The following is a 15293-nucleotide window of genomic DNA, read 5'->3' on the forward strand; positions in this document are numbered from 1 at the left end:
TGTTCGGAATTGGATATTCGTTTTTTCATTCGACGTTCGACGTTCATCTTTCAAAACAATTCATTACGGCATAAATGTAACCTGTGAACTTTTACAAAACAACTTAATGCTAATGGCTAACCGCTAACCGCACAGATCTAATTTTTTTCACAGAAATCTATTCTACCTGTAGACACAGTCTCATTCTCATTACGGATGCTGAATATGGCCCTCCATGTCATTCGGTGCCTTTTCAAGTTCACGGTTATCGATATTCGCTCCTTTGGCTGGATAAGGCCTCGGAATTTGATTCGTTTTGCAGCAGTAGGCACAAGCTGTTGGTTCAGGGCCTTATTGGCCAATGAACGAACCGCCGCCATTTGTATGATGCCCGGGAGTATTGCTTGATCTGGGAAGTGGCCCTGGAAGCAGGGGAAATCAGGCTGAAAGACAAACGTGCCATTCACTGATATGTCTTCATCTCTATCTACAGTGTATTCAGATAGAGATTCCATCAAAGCCTGTTCTATGGAATCAGTATCGATTTCTTTTATCATAAGTCAGATATAAACCATGGAATAGCTCCAGGGTCAGCTTAGAGCGCCTCCATGGCTCTTGCAACACCGCACAAACAAATCCTTCAGATGTGTCTTTACTATAAAAATAGTCCACAGACCAAAGCAAAAAAGGGCCGAAGCGGGCCTCTTTTCTTTCCACATCCGAAGCAGGCTTTTTCTTGCATATTCTGATGAAACCATGTCTGAAACAATGGACATCATCTGACACGGTATCAAAAATGCGTGAGGCGGATTTGGAAAGATATTCCGGCAAACCGCGGTCGCGCACTGACTTTAAGGCAAAAATAGCTCTGACATCACTTCCATTAGACATTGTGGTCTCCAGCAGCTTAATCCCAGTGGCATCAAGCAGGGCCAAATGGAAATCAGGGCCAATAGTCCTCACTACCAGCAGACCGGTAAATCGTTCAGCCCCCCATTTTTCTATAGTAAGTTTCCAGAGAGATTCCTCCACATATGGAAAATGCAGACCGGCATGTTCAGGGATCCTGTTGATACCACATCCTGAAATAAACTGAATCATTAATATCAACGATATCCAATGCATCATGTTACATTTCCATTATGTAGCTTCAGAATCGCCGGTGTTATCCATAGTGCGGTCGGCCAGGCTGCACCGATCCCGGCAAGCACTGTGGCTCCCAGTATGTGGAGGGCCGGATGCTCTGCCAGGGTCAATACCCCAAAGCCTGAAAGGGTACTGGCAGTACACATGCTCACGGCAAAAAACGTGGTTTTGAAAATCGCCCTCTGGTAGGCGCATACTACAAAGATGCCGTAGTCCACGCTAATGCCTATTACCATGATCCCAATGAGAATGTGCATGAGGTTGATGTCTTTGTTGCACAGGTAATTGAATATGACCATGGACGACAGGGCGGAAAGCACAGGGGCCAATGCTGCAAGCACAGGCATCGGCCTTCGGAAGAAAAACCACACCAGACATACTATGAGTATGCCGGCTGCGATGGAAAGCCTGGTTAAGTCGCGACGCAATAGTATCTCTATGCTGGAGCGCCATTTGGAATTGGAGAGGACTGCAACTCCGGGAATTTGTTCCTCCAGTTTTTTAAGCACAGGCCATGTGCCGGGGATGTCCGGGGCAATTGTAGCTATCACTATCTCATGCCGATTATTGTCCTGGTTTTTTGTGCCGTGCTTATCCGGCAGACGCAGCATGGAACATATCAATGGTGAAAGCGGCCCGGAAATCAGAACACCTGGATCCAGGATAACAGGCTCGGCAGACAACCATTCAAAAAAGGGTGAAAAGGCCCCGGGGATAAAACCCAGTTCTGTTCCAATTCGGTCCATTTCCTTTTCAGCGCTAACGCGCCGCTTTTCCCAAAAAATGTTCCAGTTTGATATGTTTTGTGCCTGCAGGCATGGTCCGGGAAGAATTGGAGAAATACTTCGCAAACCCGATATGGAATGATGCTGAAGTTCCTCATAGACTCGGTCGTTTCGATCCAGGGCCTGTGACAGGGTGCTTCCTGAAACCAGAACAAATGCCTCATCTCCAGCGGGTCCCCAGGTAGCGCGAAAATGGGCCTCGTCTGCTTTTATCTTTGGAGTAATCATGTCCAGTGTCTGAAGGTTTCCGTTATAGTGCAACCTGGGCCAGGCCAAAGCTCCGGCGGCAAGCAACAGCCCCCATAGTATGAGCTTTGATTTTGAATACCGGAGGCCGGGCTTTATATGTTCTTCTTTTGAAATCCGGGGTTTTCTTATTGCGAGGGTGGGCACAAGTATCCAGGCCAATACCACTGCCAGAAAGACCCCGGTTATGGCCAAAGCGGCCATTTGCCTGTGAGATGGGACTTCAGAGAAGAGCAACACCACAAAGACCGCGAGAGTGGTCGCTGTGGACAAAATTACCGGGCGTTTAACACCTTTGAGGACAGCATCTTTGCCGCCGGGACTTCTGGAAAGCGCAAGATAGATATGTATAGCAGAATCTACTGCAATACCCAGAAGGACAATGCCGAACCCGAGGGCAATAGCACTTACCCGGTCGTAAAAGAGCCTCAGAACGGCTATTGCCACAGGGGCGGCCATAAAGGGAATGCCCACTACCAATAACGCGCGGGGATCCCGAAAAATCAGGAAAAAGAATATAAACAGTGTCAAAGTGGCCAATGGCAGGAGCTTGCGCAGATCTTTCTGGACTGTGCGGGCGTTTGCCAGGGTATGTGGAAGGGCGCCGATGATTCGTGCGCTTACTCCATGAACCAGGCCCTGCTTAAGGGCCTTTTGCACCTCACCCTGTACTTGTTCCGCAGCCTTGGAATCTGTAAGCGGGAGTGCGCTTTCAGCCCAAATAAGACAACTTCTGCCGTCCTGACTAAAAAAAATCCATCTCGAATTTGACCAGTAAATTCACCACGGAGCCTGGAAAGGCGCTTTATAAGAAGACGTGACAGCCCAAGCGGGTCCCGGCGTATCTGTTCCTTGAGTGGCAATCCGGCAGGGCTGTTTAACAGGGCAAAATCCTCTGTAAGGGCCTGATTAAGTCCATCCGTAGTAAGCTGGGATTGTATCCAGCGCAGGTCTTCTTCTGCCAGAAGGGCCGGCAGATGGGACCATAGTTGATCCAGAAGTCTCCATTCATAGCCTGGAGGAAGCTGATATAACACTTCCCTGAATACGGGATTTTCTGCAAGAACTGATCCAACTTGTCTGGCAGAAGTTTTGAGTGCCTGTTCAATTCCATTCCTTGAAACAGTCGTCTGGGAAGGATTTATTTCCAAGCTGATAAAGACACGATTTACCAGCCCCATACGTTGTAGCAACTGGATATCCCCGCGTACTGCTGAATCCGGCAAGAGGTCCAATGCATCCTCTCCAAGATATATCCCCCTGGCTGCAAACAATCCAAATGCGGCCAGAAAAAAAGCAATGCCCCATTTCAGCCAGACGGACTTTGTGTTCACGGGCTGCTACACCTGGTAAAAAGGGATTGGTTCAGGGGTTGGTTCAGGATAAAATCGCTAAACGAAATTACAGTATGGTCCCCGCCGGCTTCCTGTATTCTTACTGTGGTTGGTTGCAACGAATCAGGATTAAAGCTGATCTTTACACTGGAAATTGCCCTTGCTATCTTTGGATCGCTTGCTGTAAGTACAAGGCAAGGGCCTGGTTCAAGCAATACCATATGGTATTGTTCTTGTAGAGTAGCATATGATCCGTTTACCCAGGTCCATATCTGTTTAGATACCATTTGCATTACCGGATCCGTAGCCAGATTAAATCTCTGAGGCTCACTATTGCCACTGCATTTTATCCCTTTGGCGCCATTAAAAATCAACACAGAGGCTATAGGGCTTGTGAATTCCCAGCGCAGTTTGTCCGGCTTTTCCAAGGCCATGCGGCCTCGAAAAATAACCGGCCGGGCAAAGATGGCTAAATGACGTTCCTGTTTCAGTGTGCACGTTAAGGTCTTGACAGTGGCGGCCTTTGCCTCTACCTCGTGGATAAATGATGAAAGTCTGCCATTGTCTTCTGCAAAAACAGGAGAAATAATAAAAAAGGATAAAAGTATAAGTATCAGTTTCTGCCTCATTCCTTTTCCGCTCACATGTAAAGGCCCCCGTTTACCCCTATAACCTGCCCTGTAATGTAGCTTGCCTCATCGCTCAGCAGGAAATTTACCACCCCTGCCACCTCTTCAGGCCGTCCGATGCGGCCAAGGGGAATAGTCGGGAGCAGTTTTTCCCTGGGCAGGTCCCGGATCATCTCCGTCTCAATGAGTCCGGGTGATACTGCGTTGACCAGAATGTTGCGCTTGGCCACCTCCCTGGCAAGGGCCTTGGATGCCCCTATGAGCCCTGCCTTTGCCGCAGAGTAGTTAATCTGACCTGCCAGGCCTGTCTCCCCTGACACAGAGGCAATGGCAATGATCCGGCCCTGTCTTTTGGACAGCATGGCCTTTAACAAAATACGCGTCAGCAGAAAGAAACCGGTCAGGTGAACGTTGAGCACTGTATCCCAATCCTCCCTGCGCATCAGGGCCGCCACTGTGTCACGGGTGACTCCGGCACTGTGGACTAAAGCGTATGGCACTTCCTCATCCAGCAATGGGGTGAGAACCTTGTCCACAGCCGGTTCGTCAGCCACATCAAAGGGCAGGAGAGTACAGCGCTGTCCCCGGGCCTCTATGTCACTTTTTACAGATGCGGCCGCTTCATGCGAGGAGCGGTAATTGAGCCAGATATCATAGCCCGCGCTGGCCAGTCTTTTGGCAATCGCAGCTCCAATACCCCGGCTGCCGCCTGTAATCAATACTGTGCGTGGTTTGTCCATAATACGTTCCTATGCATAACATCGTAACCTTTCACAGGTTCAGAGGTTTAGGGTTCGAGAAAAAAATGAACATCGAACATCGAACGTCCAACATCGAATATTGAATGGGGAAAAGGACTTTATCCATAAGCTTCGTATCTTATTAAAGGAAGTTAGGGAAACCCGGAGATAGTTAAAACTCATTCAGCGTGTACCGTTGAATGTTCGATATTGAATATTTGTTTTTCATTCGACGTTGGACGTTGGACGTTCGACGTTCGATGTTCGACGTTCATCTTTTCAGCCCTCTCCAAGTCGTTTATTGCTTCTGGCAAATCTGAGAAAATCTCCCATATTCTCCAAAAAACGTAACCAACTATCAGGTGAGCGCCAGACCATGGCCGCATAACCTAAAAGGACTTTCGGGCGCATAAAATGGGTCTTGTAGAATTTCTGGAAAAGTTCCTCCATTTGCTCCTTGGTCATCCCTTTTGGAATGAACTGGAAGTGCATGCAGTCCATCTTTTCCCAGTCTTCATCAAACTCTCCTAATTCATGGATGTTTTGATAAATGGGAGAGCCGGGGAATGGAATAAACTTGGCCAGGTTAAAATCGTCAATGGGCAGGGAAAATACATAGTCCATGCTCTTCTTGATACTGGCTTCAGTCTCACCCGGCAACCCCATCATCAAAAGTCCTTTAGTACGGATCCCTGCCTGTTTGATCAAGCGTATTTTGTCTGCCAATAGTTGCAGGTTTACATGCTGCCGGTGTCGGGCCAAGAGATTCTCGTCACCGGTTTCAATTCCAAGGCTGATCATCCAACATCCCGCTGCCTTCATCTGTCGAAGCAGATCCAAATCGATATGTTCAGCCCGCACTGCACAGTTAAAACTCATTCCCAATGGGCTGTCTATCAGCATCTGTGTAAATTTATCAATCCTTTTGCGGTTGAAAGTAAATTGATCGTCATAGAAATTGATGTGCCGTATCCCGAAGCGTTCCTTCAGATAGCGCAGGTGGTGATACATATACTCGGCTGAGTTGTAACGGAAAGTGCGCCGGAATACAGACCGGTCACAATAGCTGCAGGCATAAGGGCAGCCACGGCTGGATATGCAACTGGTATTGGGAACCCTGGGATAATTGAATATGGGCAGCCTGTAGGCTTCGGGGTACCCTTCCAACTCCTCGTAGGCAGGAAACGGAAGGGTGTCGAGCACAATCCCTTTGTCCCGATAACCGGTAAAACAGGTATCTCCTCCGGCATCCCGGTATATTACACCCTGAATCAGGGCAGCCTCTTTTCCGCCGCACTCCATCAGTTCGGCAAGGGTCTGCTCCCCTTCACCTACAACGACAAAATCAATAACAGGGAAGTCTTCCAAGACCCGTTCTTTCATGGCCGAAACATGGGGACCGCCCAATACCGCCTGGATGTCAGGCAGGATGCTCTTGGCAATTTTTATGATGCGGACTGCGTCAAGAAAACTCGATGTGGTGCAGCTCACGCCTATAAAGGCAGGTTGTTCTGTCAACAGATAATCACGGACAAGACGATCCGAGTCAGGCCGGGCGTAGTAGTCGATAATGGCGGCATCATTTCCCTGTCTTTTGAGAAAGGCCGCAATGCTTGCCAGTCCCAGAGGAGGCATGATGTTTGCCATTCTGGAGATGTCCCTGCCCGCGGCTTCTGTCCGATAGCCGAGCGGATGGACCAGCAGAATATTTTTTGCATTCAGAGTGGTCATTTTCTTTTCATGCCATTGAGGCGCAATCCTTTGAAAAAGCGTACGAGTCAATAAGGCACGTCTGGAGCTTCAAAGGCTTATATAGACGAGCTGTCTTCAGCTAATGTACCTGAAAGTAACATTAACTTAAATAGTTGTACATCAAGGCAATAATTGAGAAGAAAGCAAAACGAAATTATAATGGCATAGGTGTCTTCAGGGAGAAATGGGATACCATGGGATCAAAATCACGATCATCATGGAGCAAGGTCAATCCCTCCATAATACAAAACGTCGCGATTATTATATCAATTGTTTTTCGTACAGTGACACCAGCTTTTCGAAGGAGTCGGTAATTTTGGGCACTTTTAATGGCGACATTGTATCCACCGATTTGACGAAACGGAAGATCACTGAGGAAGTTCTTGGCTATTTCGTAATCTTTATTAGATCTGAAACCCTGAAGGACCTCTGTGAGAATTAAATCACCGATGACGACGGGTACATTTGAAAGGTAATTGTCAAGAAGGTCTGTTTGCCATGTGGAAATACCGTTGAAATAATTGACCCATACGGATGAGTCGACCAAAATCACTGGTCTAACCTCATTGCATCAAGGTCACCATCCCATTTCAATTTTCCACGTAAGCTTTTGATACGTTCTTGTTTTTTAATTTGAACCAATAATTTAAGCCCTGTCTCAACAACAGCTTTTTTGGTTTTTAGCTGGCTGAGTGTCATGGCTTCATGCATTAATTCGTCATCTATAATAATATTGGTTCTCATAGTATTGCCTCTATGATTAATGTGTATTAAAAATATAATACATACACATTCGATCGATGTCAAGACCTGATATTTTTTATGAATTGTAAGCAGATGTACACATGGATGGCAGCGCACGCATTCAGGTTGTGACAGGGGACCGGAAGTCCTGGAAAAATCAATTATCGGTTCTGTAGTTCAACAACTGCTATGCGATTGACTATCCGCAGAATGGCATCTTTTAGATAAATTCCCGCTCTAATAGTTTCCTATGATATCTTTGACCTTGCCATGCGTACCAAAGGCTACGATAAACTTACCCCACCGGTTCCGCCAGTATTGCCAACTCGAAGCCGCCATGGGATCAGAAACAACAAACTCAGGCGGATATCCTATAGCAATCAGGACACCCTGCTTGCTCATACCTACCATGGCCCTGGCGTCCTCAATCCCCTTTTTGTCCACGCTCGACAGACTCCCGACCCTTGTTTTAAGCTTGTTGGGATCAGTAGTCAGGAAACGCGCCAAGTGATCTCTAACCGTTGTTATTTTACGTGTCCGTTTATGGATTTCGTACGTAAAGTTTTCGCCGGATGCCTCAAACTTGACTTTTTTCCCAGAAATCTTCTTTATTTTTATCGGGGTGCCCCATTTCAGCACCTTACCTGCCAGTTGATAGTTTACTGATGATAATTTGTTGTTGTTCGGGTCGGCATGGAGATTACATTTAAGATAGTATGTTTTGCCGGCCTCGATATCACTGTTGCCTGCAAGAGCTGATTTGTGGGTAGGCATCAAGACAAGACAAAGAATGAATACACAGACCAAAGACCATACACCGGTCATCTTCATGGTTTTTCCTCCTTTATACGTCAGATTAGCCGGGCATCTCCAAAAGGAGACGTAATATTAAAATCGATAATATCATCAGGTCCTTTGCCTCGCAAGTGCGTAAGCGCCTTAGTAATGGTCAGTGCGTGGTTCAGGGGTCCTGTTTGAGGTTCACTTATGTCGTGGATAAATGATGGAAGTTTGCCGTTTCTTTTTCCTCCCACACCTTGATTTCACCGCAGGCTACAAGTCCATTGGGACCAACTACTCTGCCTTCCATAATGGTTACTGCCTGAAACTTAAGGGTCTTTTTGAGTTCCACCCGCAAAGTCTCTCCTGGACAAACTTTGCCCATCCAGGAAAAGTTGTCTATTCCAACCAAAAAGCCCCTGGATGGAATTTGGTCGCTCTGCTTGGCGTCAAATCCGTTTGCTGCGGCCATGGACTGTGCCACCAACTCGATAATATACTCGGGAAGAAGCCCTTTATCCGGGTCCACAAAGATACCCTTTGATGGGACCACAGCCTCCGCCACCGCTGTATCCTTATCCTTTTCAAGGAGCTGGTTAATAATGAGCATGGGCGGGCGATGTGGGACCAGAAGCTGGGCGGGATACGGCAGGGGGCGCCTTTGCACTTTCCCACTGGAAGTGGTGGGGATATCAGATACTGCCTTCAGTGACACCGGCACCTTATGACATGCAAGATGCCTGCGGCAGAGGGCCAGCAGTTCTTCTCTCTCTAAGTTTTCCCCGATATGCAGACACACCTCGCCGCGGACTATGTCACCTGAACGTTGGTGCGGAACCCCGAAAACCCTGGCCTTTGATACTGATGGATGCTCAAGAAGCACTGCCTCCACCTCCTCGGGGAAGACCTTGAGCCCGGCCACATTCAACACACAGGATTTGCGGCCCATCAATGTCAATACCCCATTCTCATAACGCCCAAAATCTCCGGGGTGAAATCCGATTTGTTCCCTTGGCAGCCACGGAGACACATATCCTTCAAACAGGCCAGGTCCCTGTATCAGGACTTCACCGACCTCTCCGTCAGACACTGGACTGCCGAATTCATCCAATATGGTCACTTCATAGCCTGGGACCACCTGACCAACAGAATCATCGGGTGCCGGGGGGTCTGAAGCGTTGATGGCAACAAGTCCGGCTTCTATGACACCATATGCCTGGCGGACCGGATGCCTGAAGCGCTTTTCAAACGCCAGGGCAACAGATCTTGGAAGAAAAATCCCTGTAGAAATGGCCCAGCGCAGATCAGGGAAATTACGGTCTGTAACATCTGCAGCCAGAAGCCTATACTGCCATGGGGTACCGTAAAAAGAGTTGTCACTGGCCATATAGAGGCGAGCTCAAGTAAGGTATCAGGACTTTGGTCCTTTGCAAGGAGGATAGTTGCACCGTAGTTCAGATACAGGAAAATAGACACGGCCAGGTGATAGGCACAGGGAAGGGTCCATAGGACGATATCGTCTGGCCCAATCCCCAGGACACTGTTTGCACAGGCAATCCGGCCTGCAACAGATGCATGGGAGAGAAGGACGCCTTTTTGTGCCCCTGTAGTCCCGGAGGTAGGCCTTATAATGGCAGGAGGTGAAGACAAGGTGGCAAATCTTGTTTCAGTCAGAGGGTCTTCGACTTCGGAAACCAGGGTTAAATTGGCATTTCCTTGATCCAGATCCAGCAGGCCCTGTGCTGCCGAGCAGCGTAAATAATCTTCTGTCTCTGATGAAGTAGCATCTGGCGGCAGAGGAATAAGGCAGGCCCCGGCCTTGATCACTGCAAGTGCCCAAACCAGATGATCTGTACGGTTTTCCATCGTCAGGGCGAGCCGTTCGCCTGGCTGCAATCCCAGTTGCCCCAGCTTTGCAGCATGGCAGCAGACTTTCTGCCAGAGTTCGGCATAGGTCATTACAATGGCATCAGAGACCAGTGCTTGATGATCCGGATCTGTCTCCGCCTGCCTTTCGATGCCTGTCAGGACGTTGGTGCTGTTGAGATCAGGGGTCATGTTATATAATCTTGTAAATATATATCGTATGTCTGCCCATCACTGGCGGCTTCAGCCGCGAGAGTACCGGCACGAAAACCCGTATCCAGGCAGGCAGCAATGACCCTTGAGGAGGCCTGCCCCTTGGAAGTGGCACTAAGACTCATACCGGCCGCAAATAATGGCGGTTCCCCGGGAGACATAAGACACCCGTCTGTTATCAAATAGCCTGCAGGACCGGGATAGGTAAAGCATGGGCCTGTCGTCCCTGTCCAGTGCTCCACAGGCCACCAGCTATGAGCTTGCTCTTGATCGCTGGTTTCATTTAAGGCCAAGTCAATATCCAGTGTATCTTCACCAACTATTGTCTCACCACTCCTGAAGCCTATTTCCTCTGCAACCCAGGCCAGATTGACCATACGAAATCCTTGTTGATAGGCGCGAAGCAATGTCAGAATTCTTTCTAACTCTCTCAAGGCCTTCTCGTAAAGAGACCGCTGATCAGCAGGACGGATAACAGGTGGGAGATTCAGAAATCCGGGGATTTCTCCTCCGGGATTACTAAAGTCCGGATAGAGACGAAAAAGACAGCCAGGAGCCTCCTTTTCCAAGTGCCTCAAGATATTTAAGCAGCCAGGAGCGAGGCGTTTTAGGTCTACGCCGCTTATCCTGAACCCAAGAGCCGGACATGCAGGTTCAGTCTGTCTGACGGATCGCCCGAGGAGATGCGCCAATGCTGCACAACCAGTGCAGTCCACCAGGACCCTGACCCTCAAACGCATGCCGGATTTCAGGCGGCACCCAAGGCAGATAGTCAGGTTGGGGCAGTCATCGAGAAATCCGCGGGCCGTTGCAGTGAAAGCACCGGGGTTCAAAGTCAAGACAAAGAGCCTTCCCATTCGGACGACATGGCCACCTAAAGACTTCGCCCATTTAATGGCCTCCGGTCCGGCCACATACTCAGGATAGGGCCTGTCTGGGGCAAAAAGCCTGCATACGCTACAGATCCCTGCATGAGTTACAGTACCCCCTACTTCATTATGACTGTCCACCAACAGAGTGTTTGCTCCATTCCGTGCTGCAGCCAGGGCAGCAGCCAGTCCGGCCGGTCCTGCCCCTGCGACCATAACATGAGCGGACAAAATTGGTTCAGCCTGTGACATTCAGCTTGTTATACGGGGCGAGTTTCTGAACGAAAATCGCAAAGACAATCCATATATGCGGTTACCTCCTCTATATATCATCCGCAAGGTCTCACACAATAGTCATTATGGAATATTATGCAGAACAACCACCAGGACTTCAAGCCATTTATGATGAGAGCTCTGGGAAGCTGAAACATAAGGGCAGGATAGATGAAGATCTGATTCGTAGACTCATGGGTTGACGGCACAGTGAGTTCAGCGTATACCAGTTCAAGACTATATGATCTTAGACTTTTGAGATGATTTAGCCCTGGAAGATTTTTAATCCGGGAACAAAACTGAAATGTTCATTTGGCTATGGAAAATCGTAATACAGGACTTCTCGCTACGCTTGGAATGACAAAATTCTGTGAGTAAATATTTACGCCTGACTTATTGAAAAGTTACGAGAAGACTACCCCAAAAGTTGAGTTATTATAAATATAAACAAAGGGAGGGAGGGAAACAATGAAAAAACCATTGCTATGCGTGATTTTAATAACCTTTGTTGCCGGTTGTGCCGGGACTCCTGTGCGCATGACCAGCCCTGCTCCAGATCCCAGCAAATATGAGGTCTTGGGAGAAGGCATGGGTCGGTCAGTCGGCATAATGCTGTTTCAGTTTATTCCCATTAATCAAAACCACCGATTTGAAAAGGCGTATAATGCTGCAGTAAGGAGTAAGGGTGGGGATAAATTGCTTAATCCGGTAATTTCAGAACGGTGGTTCTGGGCTTATGTTCTTAACGGTTACAGTACTACCATAAGGGGAACAGTAGTTAAGGAAAAATAAATTTTACAAACCATTACCAGAGGTGGTGGCTTGAGATTGACCCCCAGAGGGAGCTTTAGGATGAAAATAGGGGACATCATGAATTTATGCTTTTCTTTTTACGGCCTTTGCGGCTTTATGGTTCGAATGGTAGTTAAGCCATATGTCGTGGCCGCATAGACTCTACTTATTGTCATTGACCAGTTCGTTTACCAGATCATTGGCCGCTGTTTCCATTATTCCTCTTTCAAGGGCGCCGTCGATCCAGCAGATGGTCAGGTGAAGGCAGCCTGAATATCTGCATGCAAAAAACCCTACTCCAGGAGGTTGACATATCATCGGGCGGTGAAAGCATGCAGTTACCGGCACTCCCAAAAAATCATAATGCCCGCCCGGACTCTCTCCCAAACTGACAGGACCTGTATTTGCAAAAAAGCACGAGGCCAATTCTCCCTGCATTGTCCTGCGGAGTAACCACCGATAAAATGGCTTGGGGAGATGGCTGCCCAGGGAAAGGGATGCGTCCACCGCCAAAGGAAGGTCATTACGGACCTGCTCAACAAATGAGCGGGCAATATCCCTGGCTACGGCATCCATATCGGACTCTTCAATCCTTGATATCTTGATGTAAATGAAAAAGAAACTCACGGGGTTCCCAAGAACAGGTGAGCGGCTTCCCGGCAGACGCCTGGAGACCGGGACAGGAACAAGATAGCCTCCATATTTCCTGTCCTGGCCCCGGCAGAGTATATTAACGCGTCGAAGGGCTGCGGCCAGCAAAAGGGCGGTCTCCCCGAAAATGGGATGCACCCTGTGGCTCCGTTTTGACAGCACAGCCGTAGCCTCTGGTTCAATTACCCTGAAGGTGCTTGCCAGCCTGAAAGGACCCTTCGGTTTTTCTCTTCCCGGGGACGTCACTCCGCCAACGGCCATTTGCCTGACAACCGGCCTGAATCGCCTGGCCTCCTTAAGGCGTGAAAGCAGGGAAGAATTGTCTGCAGCCGGAAGGTACCCGGTCGGCGCCGATGAAGTAGCGGCCAATCGGGCCAGGAGAAACTCGCCGCCATGCGCGTCGGTCAGAAGGTGGTGCCACGTCAGTGCCAGAATGGCTCCTCCGTCCTCAAGCGCAATAATATCTATGGCAAAGGCAGGTAGTCTTGAAATGGAAATAGGGCTGTTGATCCTCTGATCCAGGATTGAAGCCGGGTCAACTGCCCTGTGCCAGTTGACTGGCGGTGGCACAGGCTTCGAGAGAAAACGCCATCGCGGCAACTTCCACAGGGATCTGCTAATGGCAATCCGGCAGGCAGGCTCTGTTGCCGTCCAATCTGCTATGCGTTGTTCAAGTCTATCCCGCTCAGGCGTGGATTCCAGGTAAAGGATTAACTGTACCAGGTTTCCGGCAAGGCCCGACCGACGCTGATCAAAGTCAAGTACATCCAGAAACAGATCAGTCCCACGAAGAACATCGGAAGTCATTAGCGATGGGTCTTGTAATAGGCAATGACAGCGGACAGGGAGGAGAGATTGTAAATATTCTCGGCTGTCAGGGCCTCGTCAGGCAGATATACCCCGAAGCGTTCTTCCGCAAATAGCAGGATCCGAAGCAGGGCCATGGAGTCAATGCCTGCGTTGGCCAAGGGAGTCTCTGGATCGAGATCCGGGATGTCGCCACCTAAATCCTGACAGATATAGGTCTGGAGGCCGGCCTGAATTTCCTCTACAAGTCTGTCCTGTAATGTTCCGCGAATATTAATACTGTCCAACGATCTCCCTGAGCTTACCCTGCTTATCAAAATCCCTGTTTCTTAATGTCAGTTGAGCTTGACCAAATGGAGCGGTAATAGTCCATTTTATAATATTCTGGCTTGAATAACGCAACCTTGAAACAGCATCAGTCAAGGCATATGCATAGGCCATGGGGTGACGGCTGCCACGAGGAATAGAGCCGTCCATGTTCCAGGCCTCTCCGGTCCTGGTCAGAAAGACATCAGGGTTGCAAGGGATTTCTGTAAGCACCGTGTCCTCCAGTAAAACAGCATATCTGCCTGCCTGATCAACAGTATCCAGTACCCAGGCTACAGCTCCCGGCTGCCAAGAAACTGCTTTATTGCCTTGAAGCTGCCTGCATGCGTCTTCCAAGACGGGACTATTTGCCTCTATTCCAAGTACCAATGCCCTGCGGACACGGCCTGAATCCACTGCCAGCCTGGCTTCGCTGATAGCAGTCAGAAAAGGCCATGAAAAGGAGGTCATAGTAAGGGCCGGACCCTGGATATCGAGTAACCTGGCCACATAACCCGCTGCCGCATTGTGTACCGAGTGAGAAAAGAGTGTAGGGGATGCCTGCCTCTCTCCATCATCAATAAGGGTATCCAGAAATCTGAAACTGGTCTCTATAGGCCCGTAAGCCGTACCCATGAAGGTGCCGATCTGCTCTGGTAACAGTTGCCGGGACGGAGCCAGATCGATAACTGACTTGGCACTGACAACGGCCAATCTGATGAAATCGTCGGCACGACGCAAGGCCCTGGCAAGTGAGTCTGGGACCGAAAGATCCTTTGATGATACCACCTTCTTTGTTGCACTGACTGCCACCGGGGAAATCATTAAGCCGCCTCTAAAATCAGGACTGAATTGCCACCGCCAAAGGCAAGGGACTGAGATATCCCCAGTTTATTGCGCAATAGGCTTGTCTGGCCCTCAGGCAATGGTTTCACCGACAGGACCGGATCTGGAACAGAGCACCCGACTGTTCCGGAAGCCTGCCCATGTTGAAGCGCTAGGAGCGTGAAAATCGCCTCAATGGCTCCGGCAGCACCAAGGGTGTGGCCGGTCAACCCCTTTGTGGAAACTATCGGCACCTCGTCAGGATCTGGCAAAAGAGCTGCCAGTGCCTTGGCCTCAGCAAGGTCATTTGCCCTGGTTCCTGTCCCGTGGGCATTAATCAGGGCAATATCCTGTACATGGACACCGGCGTCTGAAATTGCCTTGCCGAAGGCGCACTTGAGGCCCCGTCCTTCAGGATGTGGCGCTGTAGAGCGTGTCCCGTAAATCATATCAGCCGAAGATTTCGATTCGGCCAAATTTTGGCCTTATGCCCCTCTGGACTTTCTGGAAATGCTGATTATTGAGATTCATTGTCATAAGAGCCTTATTCCACCCC

At 49.1% G+C, this 15293-nt stretch carries 18 protein-coding genes; 1 reads left to right on the plus strand and 17 read right to left on the minus strand.

Going from position 1 to position 15293, the window contains the following annotated elements:
• Window positions 1-137 precede the first annotated feature (137 nt).
• The 13 genes from C4B57_09165 to C4B57_09225 form a co-directional block, all read right to left on the minus strand.
• Window positions 138-536 carry a hypothetical protein gene (locus C4B57_09165; protein ID PXF53748.1) on the minus strand — a complete coding sequence of 133 codons (399 nt, stop codon included), beginning with the start codon at window positions 534-536 and terminating at the stop codon, window positions 138-140.
• Window positions 514-1107 carry a hypothetical protein gene (locus tag C4B57_09170; GenBank protein PXF53749.1) on the minus strand — a complete coding sequence of 198 codons (594 nt, stop codon included), beginning with the start codon at window positions 1105-1107 and terminating at the stop codon, window positions 514-516. Before C4B57_09170 ends, C4B57_09165 begins: the two co-directional genes overlap by 23 nt.
• On the minus strand, window positions 1104-2816 hold the full coding sequence (locus C4B57_09175; protein ID PXF53750.1) for a hypothetical protein: 1713 nt from the start codon (window positions 2814-2816) through the stop codon (window positions 1104-1106). The genes C4B57_09170 and C4B57_09175 overlap by 4 nt, the downstream gene beginning before the upstream one ends.
• Complete coding sequence (locus C4B57_09180) at window positions 2777-3490, minus strand: hypothetical protein (GenBank protein ID PXF53751.1); 714 nt, start codon at window positions 3488-3490, stop codon at window positions 2777-2779. Before C4B57_09180 ends, C4B57_09175 begins: the two co-directional genes overlap by 40 nt.
• Window positions 3487-4134, minus strand: coding sequence for an outer membrane lipoprotein carrier protein LolA (locus C4B57_09185; GenBank protein PXF53752.1), 648 nt, complete (start codon window positions 4132-4134; stop codon window positions 3487-3489). The genes C4B57_09180 and C4B57_09185 overlap by 4 nt, the downstream gene beginning before the upstream one ends.
• Entirely contained in the window at window positions 4131-4859 is a 729-nt protein-coding gene (locus C4B57_09190) for a 3-oxoacyl-ACP reductase FabG (GenBank protein PXF53753.1), read from the minus strand. The genes C4B57_09185 and C4B57_09190 overlap by 4 nt, the downstream gene beginning before the upstream one ends.
• A gap of 279 nt (window positions 4860-5138) precedes the next feature.
• Complete coding sequence (locus C4B57_09195) at window positions 5139-6590, minus strand: B12-binding domain-containing radical SAM protein (protein ID PXF53754.1); 1452 nt, start codon at window positions 6588-6590, stop codon at window positions 5139-5141.
• 175 nt (window positions 6591-6765) lie between these two features.
• The gene (locus tag C4B57_09200; GenBank protein ID PXF53755.1) at window positions 6766-7164 is read right to left on the minus strand and encodes a VapC toxin family PIN domain ribonuclease; all 399 of its coding nucleotides are present in this window, start codon (window positions 7162-7164) and stop codon (window positions 6766-6768) included.
• Complete coding sequence (locus C4B57_09205) at window positions 7161-7355, minus strand: DUF2191 domain-containing protein (protein PXF53756.1); 195 nt, start codon at window positions 7353-7355, stop codon at window positions 7161-7163. The genes C4B57_09200 and C4B57_09205 overlap by 4 nt, the downstream gene beginning before the upstream one ends.
• Before the next feature lie 237 nt (window positions 7356-7592).
• Window positions 7593-8186: a hypothetical protein gene (locus C4B57_09210; GenBank protein PXF53757.1), complete on the minus strand. Its 594-nt coding sequence runs from the start codon at window positions 8184-8186 to the stop codon at window positions 7593-7595.
• Window positions 8187-8340: 154 nt separating this feature from the next.
• Window positions 8341-9522, minus strand: coding sequence for a hypothetical protein (locus C4B57_09215; protein ID PXF53758.1), 1182 nt, complete (start codon window positions 9520-9522; stop codon window positions 8341-8343).
• The gene (locus tag C4B57_09220; protein PXF53759.1) at window positions 9336-10193 is read right to left on the minus strand and encodes a hypothetical protein; all 858 of its coding nucleotides are present in this window, start codon (window positions 10191-10193) and stop codon (window positions 9336-9338) included. Before C4B57_09220 ends, C4B57_09215 begins: the two co-directional genes overlap by 187 nt.
• Window positions 10190-11335: a hypothetical protein gene (locus C4B57_09225; GenBank protein ID PXF53760.1), complete on the minus strand. Its 1146-nt coding sequence runs from the start codon at window positions 11333-11335 to the stop codon at window positions 10190-10192. Before C4B57_09225 ends, C4B57_09220 begins: the two co-directional genes overlap by 4 nt.
• A 489-nt stretch (window positions 11336-11824) precedes the next feature.
• Here C4B57_09225 and C4B57_09230 point away from each other — a divergent pair, with 489 nt between their 5' ends.
• A complete protein-coding gene (locus tag C4B57_09230; protein ID PXF53761.1) occupies window positions 11825-12148 on the plus strand; it encodes a hypothetical protein in 324 nt (107 codons plus the stop codon).
• A gap of 162 nt (window positions 12149-12310) precedes the next feature.
• On the opposite strand, the gene C4B57_09235 is transcribed toward C4B57_09230, so the two are convergent.
• Genes C4B57_09235 through C4B57_09250 form a run of 4 tightly spaced genes read right to left on the minus strand, consistent with a single transcriptional unit; the run spans window position 12311 to window position 15186 of the window.
• Window positions 12311-13606, minus strand: coding sequence for a hypothetical protein (locus C4B57_09235; protein PXF53762.1), 1296 nt, complete (start codon window positions 13604-13606; stop codon window positions 12311-12313).
• Window positions 13606-13926: a hypothetical protein gene (locus tag C4B57_09240; protein PXF53763.1), complete on the minus strand. Its 321-nt coding sequence runs from the start codon at window positions 13924-13926 to the stop codon at window positions 13606-13608. Before C4B57_09240 ends, C4B57_09235 begins: the two co-directional genes overlap by 1 nt.
• Entirely contained in the window at window positions 13880-14737 is an 858-nt protein-coding gene (locus C4B57_09245) for a hypothetical protein (protein PXF53764.1), read from the minus strand. The genes C4B57_09240 and C4B57_09245 overlap by 47 nt, the downstream gene beginning before the upstream one ends.
• Window positions 14737-15186 carry a hypothetical protein gene (locus C4B57_09250; protein ID PXF53765.1) on the minus strand — a complete coding sequence of 150 codons (450 nt, stop codon included), beginning with the start codon at window positions 15184-15186 and terminating at the stop codon, window positions 14737-14739. The genes C4B57_09245 and C4B57_09250 overlap by 1 nt, the downstream gene beginning before the upstream one ends.
• Window positions 15187-15293 lie beyond the last annotated feature (107 nt).

This window comes from Deltaproteobacteria bacterium (genome assembly GCA_003194485.1).
Lineage (GTDB): Bacteria > Desulfobacterota > Dissulfuribacteria > Dissulfuribacterales > UBA3076 > UBA3076.

Bases quoted from the DNA above. Each gene is read 5' to 3' on its own strand.
- C4B57_09225 (PXF53760.1), bottom strand. From the start codon at position 11,335: ATGTCACAGGCTGAACCAATTTTGTCCGCTCATGTTATGGTCGCAGGG.
- C4B57_09230 (PXF53761.1), top strand. From the start codon at position 11,825: ATGAAAAAACCATTGCTATGCGTGATTTTAATAACCTTTGTTGCCGGT.
- C4B57_09220 (PXF53759.1), bottom strand. From the start codon at position 10,193: ATGACCCCTGATCTCAACAGCACCAACGTCCTGACAGGCATCGAAAGG.
- C4B57_09190 (PXF53753.1), bottom strand. From the start codon at position 4,859: ATGGACAAACCACGCACAGTATTGATTACAGGCGGCAGCCGGGGTATT.
- C4B57_09235 (PXF53762.1), bottom strand. From the start codon at position 13,606: ATGACTTCCGATGTTCTTCGTGGGACTGATCTGTTTCTGGATGTACTT.
- C4B57_09165 (PXF53748.1), bottom strand. From the start codon at position 536: ATGATAAAAGAAATCGATACTGATTCCATAGAACAGGCTTTGATGGAA.
- C4B57_09210 (PXF53757.1), bottom strand. From the start codon at position 8,186: ATGAAGATGACCGGTGTATGGTCTTTGGTCTGTGTATTCATTCTTTGT.
- C4B57_09170 (PXF53749.1), bottom strand. From the start codon at position 1,107: ATGATGCATTGGATATCGTTGATATTAATGATTCAGTTTATTTCAGGA.
- C4B57_09245 (PXF53764.1), bottom strand. From the start codon at position 14,737: ATGATTTCCCCGGTGGCAGTCAGTGCAACAAAGAAGGTGGTATCATCA.
- C4B57_09215 (PXF53758.1), bottom strand. From the start codon at position 9,522: ATGGCCAGTGACAACTCTTTTTACGGTACCCCATGGCAGTATAGGCTT.
- C4B57_09195 (PXF53754.1), bottom strand. From the start codon at position 6,590: ATGACCACTCTGAATGCAAAAAATATTCTGCTGGTCCATCCGCTCGGC.
- C4B57_09250 (PXF53765.1), bottom strand. From the start codon at position 15,186: ATGATTTACGGGACACGCTCTACAGCGCCACATCCTGAAGGACGGGGC.
- C4B57_09205 (PXF53756.1), bottom strand. From the start codon at position 7,355: ATGAGAACCAATATTATTATAGATGACGAATTAATGCATGAAGCCATG.